The sequence below is a fragment of the Streptomyces sp. NPDC058964 genome (genome assembly GCF_042741275.1).
Lineage (GTDB): Bacteria > Actinomycetota > Actinomycetes > Streptomycetales > Streptomycetaceae > Streptomyces.
On record NZ_JBHYKH010000079.1, the window covers coordinates 13,792 to 24,644 of the forward strand.

Annotated in this window: 3 protein-coding genes and 1 pseudogene; all 4 read left to right on the forward strand. The window is 67.3% G+C overall.

The features are described from left to right. The first annotated feature begins 165 nt into the window (after positions 1 to 165). The 4 genes and pseudogenes from ACFW2E_RS13175 (at position 166) to ACFW2E_RS13190 (ending at position 10,717) form a co-directional block, all read left to right on the forward strand. Positions 166 to 6,696 (forward strand): RHS repeat domain-containing protein, encoded by a 6,531-nt coding sequence (locus tag ACFW2E_RS13175; protein WP_384465729.1) that lies wholly within the window; start codon positions 166 to 168, stop codon positions 6,694 to 6,696. Positions 6,697 to 6,724: 28 nt separating this feature from the next. Beyond that, the gene (locus tag ACFW2E_RS13180; protein WP_384465731.1) at positions 6,725 to 7,153 is read left to right on the forward strand and encodes a hypothetical protein; all 429 of its coding nucleotides are present in this window, start codon (positions 6,725 to 6,727) and stop codon (positions 7,151 to 7,153) included. A gap of 286 nt (positions 7,154 to 7,439) precedes the next feature. Continuing rightward, positions 7,440 to 8,552: pseudogene (locus tag ACFW2E_RS13185) on the forward strand (ISL3 family transposase); the annotation flags it as partial. A 719-nt stretch (positions 8,553 to 9,271) separates the two neighbouring features. Then, entirely contained in the window at positions 9,272 to 10,717 is a 1,446-nt protein-coding gene (locus tag ACFW2E_RS13190) for an alpha/beta hydrolase (RefSeq protein ID WP_384465733.1), read from the forward strand. The last annotated feature ends 136 nt before the right edge of the window (positions 10,718 to 10,853 follow it).

Genomic DNA, 10,853 nt, shown 5'->3' on the forward strand with positions numbered 1-10,853 from the left:
GGGGGCCCGGGGGGGCCCCCCGCCCGGGGGGGGCGGGGCCCCCCCGCTGTGCGGGGCCCCCCCCCCCCACCCGGGCGCCTGAATACCCCACCCCATTTCCTTTCATCCTCCTCAACGGCACGCGTCCCGCCTGACACAGCCGGACGCCGCGTAGGAAGAACCGCCATGAATTCCTTTGGCATACCCAGGCCGTCATCAGGCCGCAGGGGCAGAGACAGAACACGCTGGTCCCGTCGTATCGCGGTGACCACGGGCCTGGCTCTCCTGCCGGGCCTGCTCACCCCCGTCGCCTTCGCCGCGGACACCGACCCCCTGGGACGTCCCCACCTCGAAGCCCCGCACGCCACCAAGGTCAGCCCCTTCACCGCCAAGGTGAACAGGAAGGCGGCGGCGGAGGTGAAGAGGGCCGACGAGGCCGACCTGGCTGCGGCCGCACGGGCCCGCCACGACCAACAGCGCAGGACTGCCTGGCCGAAGGCCGGCAAGGCGTCGCTGACCGTCCCCGCCAAGGGCACGGCCAAAGCGGCTCCCGGTTCCCTGCCGGTCACCGTCACCGCACCCGGCAAGGGCAAGCAGGCGAAGTCCGTCACGGTCGACGTCCTCGACCAGAAGGCGACCGCCGAGCTGGGCGTCAAGGGAGTGGTCCTCAAACTCACCGGCCCGCAGGCCGGCGGCAGGGCACGGCTGGGCGTCGACTACTCGGCCTTCGCCTCCGCCTACGGCGGTGACTGGGCGGGCCGCCTTCAGGTGACGCGCCTGGCGGACTGTGCTCTCAAGGATCCAGCCGCCGCGAAGTGCCACAGGCGGTTGGCCCTGGACACGGTGAACGACCGTGAGAAGGACAGCCTCTCGGCGCCCGTGGCCTTTTCCTCCGGTGCCCGGCCGATGTTGCTGGCCGTCGCGGCGGGCACCAAGTCCGGTGCCGGTGACTACAAGGCGACGCCCCTGTCCGCGTCCTCGACGTGGGAGGCGGGCGGCTCGTCCGGCTCCTTCACCTGGTCCTACCCGCTGCGTGTGCCTCCGGCCGCGGCGGGCCCTCAGCCGGGCTTGTCGATCTCGTACGACTCCGGGGCTGTCGACGGACAGACCGCCAACTCCAACAACCAGGGCAGCCAGGTCGGCACGGGCTTCGACCTGACCTCCTCCTACATCGAGCGCAAGTACGGCTCCTGCGACGACGACGGCCAGGACGGCAAGTACGACCTGTGCTGGAAGTACGACAACGCCTCACTCGTCCTGAACGGCAAGTCCACCGAACTGGTCAAGGACGACACCACGGGCAAGTGGCGGCTGAAGGACGACGACGCCTCCACCGTCACCCACTCCACCGGTGCCGACAACGGTGACGACGACGGCGAGTACTGGACGGTCGTCACCGGCGACGGCACCAAGTACGTGTTCGGCCTGAACAAGCTCGACGGGGCCGGCTCGGACGACCGCACCCAGTCGGTGTGGACGGTGCCCGTCTTCGGTGACGACGAGGGCGAACCCGGCTACAGCAGCGGTGACTCCTTCTCCGGCCGGCACAGGACGCAGGCCTGGCGCTGGAACCTCGACTACGTCGAGGACACCCACGGCAACGCCGAGTCGTACTGGTACACGGCCGAGCACAACAACTACGACATGCTCGGCAACGACAACACCGGCACCGACTACGTCCGCGGTGGCTACCTGAAGGAGATCCGTTACGGCCAGCGCGCCGGCGCCCTCTTCTCCGGTTCCCCGGCCGCCTCCGACAAGGTGGTCCTCTCCTACGACGAGCGCTGCCTGGCCTCGGGCAGCGGCTGTGACTCGCTGACCAAGGACACCCGGGACAACTGGCCGGACGTGCCCTTCGACTCGATCTGCAAGGACGGCGACAAGTGCACCGGCAACGTCGGCCCGTCGTTCTTCACCCGCAAGCGGCTGACGGCGATCACCACCTACGCCTGGAACGCGGCTGCTTCCACCCCCGCCTTCGAGCCGGTGGACGTCTGGTCCCTCAAACAGCTCTACCTCGACCCCGGCGACACCGGTGACTCCACCGACCAGTCCCTCTGGCTCGACGAGATCAGGCACACCGGCAAGCGCGGCACCGACCTCTCGCTGGACCCGGTCAAGTTCGACCACGTGATGCTGCCCAACCGTGTCGACGGCACGGCCGACGACATCCTGCCGCTGAACAAGCCCCGCCTGAAGACCGTCACGTCCGAGACGGGAGCGCAGACGATCGTCTCCTACAAGGAGGCGGACTGCACCGCGGGCGGCAGCAAGCCCAAGGTGGACGAGAACACCAGGCGCTGCTACCCGGTGTACTGGTCACCCAACGGCGAGAAGGACCCGAAGCTCGACTGGTTCCAGAAGTACCCGGTCAGCTCGGTGTCCACCACCGACCCCCAGGGCGGCTCGGAAGCCGTACAGCACAGCTACCAGTACACGGGCGGTGGTGCCTGGCACTACGACGAGGACCCGCTGACTCCCGCCAAGGAGCGCACCTGGTCCATCTGGCGCGGCTACCAGCAGGTCACCCACCTCACCGGCATCTCCACCGGCACGCAGAGCAAGGAGACCACGGTCTACCTGCGCGGCATGAACGGTGACCGCGTCCTCGGCCCGGACGGCAAGACCCCGGACCCCGACAAGCGCAAGACCGTCACGGTCTCCGGCATCAAGGCCGGCGAGATCACCGACTCCGAGCAGTACGCGGGCTTCACCCGCGAGTCGGTGACCTACGACGGCGACTCGGAAGTCAGCGGTACGGTCAACGACCCGTGGTCGAAGAAGACGGCGACTCAGCACAAGTCGTACGCGGACACCGAGGCGTACTACGTGCGCACCGCCGCCACCCACACCCGCACCAACATCACCAGCAAGATCACACCGTACGACCGCGTGCACACGGTGAAGACCGCCTACGACGACTACGGCATGGCCGAGACCGTCGAGGACGAGGGCGACGACTCGGTCAAGGACGACGAGAAGTGCACCCGCACCTGGTACGCCCGCAACGACGACAAGGGCATCAACTCGCTGGTGTCCCGCACCCGTACCGTCGCGAAGTCGTGCGCGACCGCGGACTCGGCGCTCGACCTGCCCGCCGACTCCAAGCGCGCGGGTGATGTCGTCTCCGACACCGCCACCGTCTACGACGACAGCACCGCCACCACCTGGTCGGCGTCGCAGAAGCCCACCAAGGGCGACGCCTCCTGGACGGGCCGCGCCAAGGGGTACGGCAGCGACGACGCCCCCACCTGGCAGAAGGTGTCCGGGACGACCTACGACACCCTCGGGCGGCCCAAGGTCATCACCGACACCAACAACCTGGCGGTCTCGTCGACCACATACGGACCCGAGAGCTCGGGCCCGCTGACCTCAACGGCCGTCGAGGACGCCAGGAAGTACAAGACCACCGCGGCGCTGGACTTCGCGACCGGCGCGACCCTGAAGGCCACCGACCCGAACAACAAGGTCACCGAGAGCGAGTACGACAGCCTCGGCCGCATCACCAAACTCTGGCTGCCCAACCGCTCCAAGGTGCTGGGCAAGACCCCGAACTACGTCTACGACTACCACGTCACCGGCTCGGGCATGCCCTGGGTGTCCACCGGAACCCTCAAGAACGACGGATCCGGCTACAACACCACCTACGAGTTCTACGACTCCCTGCTGCGCACGCGCCAGACTCAGTCACCGACCCCACAGGGCGGCCGGCTGATCTCCCTGACGCTCTACGACGCGCGAGGTCTCGCGGTCAGTCAGCAGTCCGACATCTGGGACAGCACCTCACCGCCCAGTTCCCAGGCCGCGGAGATCGACGGGGGCCAGGCGCCCACCCAGACGGACACCACGTACGACGGGGCAGGCCGGGCGACGAAGGCCGTGACGAAGGTCCACGGCGTCACGCGCTGGACGACCGACACGACCTACACAGGTGACACCGTCGCCACCAGCGCCCCGGCCGGCGGCCAGGCGACCGCAGTGGTCACCAACGCGCTCGGCCAGACCACCCAGCGCCGGGAGTACGCCGGCCCGAAGCCGACCGGCACCGACTTCACCACGACCGACTACACCTACACCCCCGCCGGCCAGCAGAAGACGATCACCGGCCCCGACCAGACGAAGTGGTCGTACACCTACGACCTCTTCAGCCGCCAGGTCACGACGACCGACCCCGACAAGGGCAAGACCACCACCGAGTACAACAGCCTCGACCAGGCCATCAGCACCACCCCGAACGACGACCAGTCGAAGAAGCTCATCTACGCCTACGACGACCTCGGCCGCAAGACGGACATGTGGCAGGCCGACAAGACCGACACCGACAAACTCGCCACCTGGGGCTACGACCAGGTCGCCAAGGGACAGCAGGACACCGCCACCCGATACGACGGCGGCGTGAGCGGCAAGGCCTACACCGAGAAGGTCACGGCCTTCGACGCGATGTACCACGCGACCGCCAACCAGCTGATCCTGCCGGACTCGGAACCCCTGGTATCCGACAAGTACGTGGCGAACAAGCTGTCGTTCTCCACCGGCTACAACCTCGACGGCTCGATCAGCCAGTACTCCGCCCCAGCCGTGGGCGGTCTGGCCGCGGAGGCAGTCTCTTACACCTACAACGCCCTCGGGGGGCAGCTCACCGCGAAGGGCACCACCGGCTACCTGCAGGGTGCCGCCTTCTCGCCGCAGGGTGACCTGCGCCAGCTCACGCTGGGCATGGACGGTGCGTCCTCGGCGAAGAAGGCGTACCTCAACTGGGACTACGAGGAGGGCACCCGCCGCCTCACCCGCTCCTACGTCACCGACGACGTGCACGGTTACATGCCGCAGGAGCTGAAGTTCACCCAGGACGACGCCGGCAACGTCACCTCCATCTTCGACGCCACCACGCAAGGTGGCACGGCCAAGGCCGACTACCAGTGCTTCGCCTACGACGGCGACCGCCGCCTGAGCGAGGCCTGGACCCCGAAGACGGCGGACTGCTCGGCCTCCGGCCGGACGGTGGCCAACCTCGACGGGGCGGCACCGTACTGGACGTCGTACACCTACACCGGCGCCGGCCAGCGCAAGACGGAGACGCAGCACACCGCCTCGGGCGACAAGGCAACGTCGTACACCTACGACGACCCCACCGACAACAAGCCGCACACGCTGGACAAGACCACGGGCTCCCGCACGGCCACCTACTCCTACGACAGCACCGGCAACACCACCTCCCGCCCCGGCCCCACGGCCCAGCAGACCCTGGCCTGGAACACCGAGGGCGACCTGTCCAAGCTCACCGAAGGCACCAAGGAGACCAGCTACCTCTACGACGCGGGCGGCGACCTGCTGATCCGCCGCGCCAAGGGAGACGGCGAAACCGTCCTCTACCTCGGCGCCGGCACAGAACTCCACCTCACCACCAAGGGCACCACGAAGACCGCCTCCGCCACGCGCTCCTACACGGCGAACGGCCAGACCATCGCTGTCCGCACGGCGACGTCCGGAGTATCGGGCTCGAAGCTCAGCCTTCTGACCGCCGACCAGCACGGCACGTCCAGCATCGCCCTCGACGCGAGCACATACGCGATCACCAAGCGCTACAGCACACCTTTCGGAGCCCCGCGCGGCACGAAGCCGACGTCCTGGCCCGACGACAAGGCGTTCCTCGGCAAGCCTGCCGACGGCACGACCGGCCTGACGCACGTGGGAGCTCGCGAATACGACCCCACCATCGGGCAGTTCATCAGCGTCGACCCGATCCTGAGCCTGGACCAGCACCAGTCGCTCAACGGCTACAGCTACGCCGGCAACACACCGGTCACCCAGTCCGACCCGACCGGCCTGTGCTTCGCCGATGTCTGTGGCGTCGGCACACCCAAGGGCGACGGCTCGGGGAACGTCATCACGGACGGCCCCATCGATCCCGGCAACCCCAACGCCGGCAGCTGCCACCACGGCAGCTGCGGCAAAATCCACTACAACCAGACCGGCACAGCGCCCACGAGCAGCTCCGGAAATGTCAGCTCAGACTCAGGCGCCAGCAATCGCTGCGCCCGAACCGGGCTTCCACAAGACTGCGGCGCCCCGGTCAAGGGCCCCAGCGACAGCAACAGTTACCTCGGCAACTACCTGAACAGTGTGGTTCAGAACAGCGACTTCTGGACTGGACTCGCCCAAACGGTGGGCGGCGCGTTCACTGACGTCTTGGGCACGGGGCTCTTTGCCTCCGGAGTCGTCGAATGTGGCGTAGGGGTTTTGTGTGGTGCGGGTGCCCCGTCTATGGCATCGGGCGCCGGAATGACATACGTCGGAACCGGATGGTTTAACTCCGGTTCGGACAAGCTCGGCAGGGCTTTCCGTGAGGCGGACGGGCAGGCTAGTAGTGGTGGAAGAGCAGCCCAGGAATCCGGGGACAGCTACGAAGCATCCCTCCAGGAAAAGCTGGGTGGTGGCGACGGTTTCTCTGAAAAGGGTCGGCAGTTCGATGGCGCCTACATAGATCCTGTAACTGGGAAGGGGACGTGGTACGAGGCGAAATCGGGAAGGTTCTTTGAAGATACACTGAAGGACCCCAAGAGGTTGAGTAAATTTTACTCAACCGAAGGGCAGAAGGCGGGCATCGCCGCCGATCGCGGAATACCCTACCGGGTGATTTCCGAAAATCCCATCCCTGCGCCGATCACCAAGTGGCTCGCTAAAAAGGGAATTCCGTGGGAAGTAATCCCTAGGTAATCGGATCAAGAAAGGAAACTGGACTGTAGTGAGCAGGTCTATCGATATCGACTTCACCTTCGGTGAGTCTTTCGATGTTGCCGCAGTTATCCGCCGTCTGATGGGGGCGGAAATGCGTGCGTCGTTCGATGGTGAGGTGTCGTACCTGGTCGATGAAGACGGGATGTTCGACTGGAGGAAGGGGAGAGATTCTGAGTTGGCAAGCTTCATTTCGGTCGTGAGTGCTGAGCGATGGAAAGAGCGGACTGTGGGAATCACGCTCTATTTCCCGGATTCCGATAGTGGCGGTGACTTCTTGTTCCATCCTGGGCGTGAAACGGTTTCGTGCGTTATTGGCATCAATCCAAAGGTGCTGCCGGGCTCTCGTTTCTGTGACTTCGGCTGGTATCTGGACAAACTGATTCCACTCCTTGAACCGATGGGGTTGGTTCGAGTGGAAGCGACAGATTCAGCGTAACGCGCGAAGTTGGTTGACGGTTCGGCATGCGGTTGGCAGGACCGTCACCCTCCGCGCAGACAAGGGATGGGGCTGGCCGGTGCGGTCGCCGACGGCGCGGCGCGGTGCGCACTGCAGCATCGAGGCGTCTGTGTATTTCCTTCGGGACACCGCTGGAGGACGCGGTCACAGCAACGCGGTCACCGGGTCTGTCCAATCAACGGGTCTGGCCCGTAGTCGGTGGTGACGGTGGGTAGCCATCGGTGATCATGATCTTGTGATGGATGTCAACTCGCTTGTCGCGACGGTGTTTTCCGGGCTGTCAGGGGTGGTGGTCGAGGGGGTTACGGACGCCGGGGACGCGGTCGTGGTCACGGCCTGTACCCGGGATGTCGCGGTGCCGTGTCCGGTGTGCGGGATGCCGACGACGAAGGTGCACGGGTATCACGGCCGGACGGTAGCGGACGTGCCGGTCGACGGCCGGCAGGTCGTCGTTCGGCTGCGGGTGCGGCGGCTGGTCTGTCCGGTGCTGGGCTGTGCGCGGCAGACCTTCCGTGAGCAGGTTCCCGGGCTGCTGGAACGTCATCAGCGCAGGACGGTGCGGCTGGCCGGGCACATAGCCGCGGTGGCACGGGAGTTATGCGGCCGGGCGGGCGCCCGTCTGGCCAACCTGCTGGCCATGCCGGTCTCCCGCAGTACCGTGCTGAGGTGGCTGTGGCGTCTGCCGGTGCCCGAGGCACCGGTCTCGCGGGTGATCGGCGTGGACGATTTCGCGCTGCGGCGCCGTCACCGCTACGCCACGATCATTACCGATGCTGTCACCGGCCGGCGCATCGAGGTCCTGCCCGGCCGAGACGCCGATCCGTTGGAAGCCTGGCTGCGCAAACATCCCGGCATCGAGGTCGTATGCCGGGACGGCTCGGCCACCTATGCCGAGGCTATCCGCCGTGCCCTGCCCCATGCGGTGCAGGTCAGCGACCGCTGGCACCTGTGGCGCAACCTGTGCGACAAGGTCCAGCTCGAGGTCCGCGCCCACGACGCCTGCTGGGCCGCCGCCCTCAACCCGCCGCTGCCCGGCGGCATCCGCGAACAGACCACCCGTGAACGCTGGAACAAGATCCACGCGCTGCTCGGCCAGGGCGTCGGCCTGCTGGACTGCTCCCGCCGCCTCGGCCTTGCGTTGAACACCGTCAAACGCTACGCCCGCATGCCCGAGCCCACCGGTCTGCGCATCGCACCGGCCTACCGGCCCACTCTTGTCGACCCCTACCGCGAATACCTGCATCGTCGCCGGACCAACGAGCCGGGCGTCCCCGTCCTCCATCTCTTCCACGAGATCAAGGAACTCGGCTACACCGGCAGCCTCAACGGCCTGCACAAAAACCTCAACCAGGGCCGCGCCGACGGTGACCGGCACGTCGCACACGAGTAGTTCAGGGAACACGGCAGCCACCGGTGGCGATGACCCGAGCCCGAGCCCGAGCCCAGGGCCGACGCCGACGCCCGGCCCCTACAAAGGCAATGCGAATGATCCAGCTTTGCGCGCGCTGAAATTCGTTTTCAATCAGATCTTTGGGGAGCCCGATCCTCAACTGCTCTGCGATGCGAGCGGATCATCCTGCCAATACGTAACGCCTCAGGAAAACGTCGTCCCGTGGGTTCCTGGTTCGGGCGCTACAGGGCTTATTCCAAGAGCGGGCACCCGGGCGACGTCAAAGCTTCTTGCTGCACAAGTAGAGGCCATGTATTTGCAGGGAATGGCTGGGAGGGCTCGTTCAGCATTGGCCGGTCTGCTCGAGGTGGAAGGTGAGCAGCCGCAGCTGCTGCGCGCCGTAAGCGGCAAGCACATGCAGGCCCTGGAACTCGTTCGAGACGCGTGTGGCCGGGCACCCCGAGGTGCCGCCAACCGGCCCCGAACGCCTGCTGCTTGGCGCCTTCGCGACCCGCGTCTGCAAGGACGGGCGGCCCCGGCGATGCACCGAAGTGGTCGACCGGAGAAGGCCTGTTCAGGAACAACGCTGTGCGGAAGAAACCCTTTGGCTCTCTGTCTCGTCTTGCTTTCCGGCTGCAGCGAAACTGACCGGAAAGCAGGGACACTTGCCCAGACGGATCTCTCCCCTCATACGACGTGGTATGGCCGTGGCTGCCGCTTTCGGGCTCGTTGCGTTCGCCGGGTCGCAGACGGCCGGCGCGGCGCCGGCCGTCGCGGTCACCGGGCCCGCCGCCCTCCACTGGTCCACCTGCCCCGCGGGCTCCGACGCGCCCCGCGGTACGTACTGCTCCACCATCAAGGTGCCCCTCGACCACGGCAGGCCGGACGGCCGGCAGATCAAGCTCACCCTGTCGATCGCCGGCGATCTGAACGCCCCGCGCACCCTCGTGGTCAACCCGGGCGGGCCGGGCGAGTCGGGTATCGGCACGGCCAAGCTGGTGTGGAGCTCGATGCCCGGCGACGTCGGCGCGAAGTACAACGTGGTCAGCTTCGACCCGCGCGGCGTCGGTGCAAGCACCCCGGTCTCCTGTGGGGACACGAAGAAACTGATCAAGCATCCCGCCGCGCCGTACACGCCCGCGACCGATGCGCAGGAGCAGGCGCGGCGCACCGTGGCCCGCAAGGTCGCCGAGCAGTGCGACGCGAACGCCAAGGCGCTGTTGCCGTACATCACCACTGAGAACGCCGCCCGCGACATGGACCGGATCCGTACCGCTTTCCACCGCGACAAGCTGGACTACCTCGGCTATTCGTACGGGACGAGGCTCGGCGCCACGTACGCGACGCTGTTCCCGTCGCACACCGGCCGCATGATCCTCGACAGCGTCGTCGATCCGAGCGTTACCACCTACGCCTCGCAGTTCGACCAGAACCTGGCGCTCCAGCACCGGGCGGACCAGTTCTTCGCGTGGGTCGCCAGGAAGGACGGGACGTATCACCTGGGCGCCAGCGGAGTGGAGGTGTCGGCCGCGTGGGACGCCGTCCGCAAGAAGCTGGACGCTCACCCTGCCGGCGGCAGAGCGGGCAGCGCCGAGCTGGACGATCTGCTTGCCTCCGCCATGTACACGGATCTGACCTGGGCAGACGTGGCCCAGGACGTCTCCGCATACCGGCGCGGGGATGCGAGCGCACTGCTCGACGCCACCGACCAGCTCGCCTTCGGCGGCGTCAACCCGGCCCAACTCGCCTACAACTGCGTGGACGACGCGTGGCCCCGCGACTGGTCGGCCTGGCACCGGGACACGACGGCGTCGGCCCCCAAGGCTCCGCTGTTCGCCTGGCTGAACACCTGGTACAGCGCGCCCTGCGCGTTCTGGAAAGCGCCGACGGCCCGGCCCGTGAAGATCGGCTCGGTGCAGGTGCCGCCGGTCCTGCTGCGCCAGGCGAAGGACGACCCCGCGACTCCGGTCCAGGGCGCACGGCGCATGCACCAGGCGCTGGCCGGTTCCCGCCTCGTCGTCGCGGGCGGCGGCAACCACGGCCAGTACCTGTTCGACGGCAACACCTGCATGGACCGTCACGGCAGCCAGTACCTGCTCACCGGGCGTCTGCCGGCCGCCGACGCCACATGCCCGGCGACCCCGGCACCGTGAGGACCCACACCCGAACCCTGGGGCGCATTCGGACGGTCGGCGGCTGAGCCGCGTCGCGCCGCGCGGGGGGGGGGGTGTGCGGACCACCCCCCCCCGGCCCCCGACCGCGTGGGACCCCAAGACCGCCGGGCCCGGG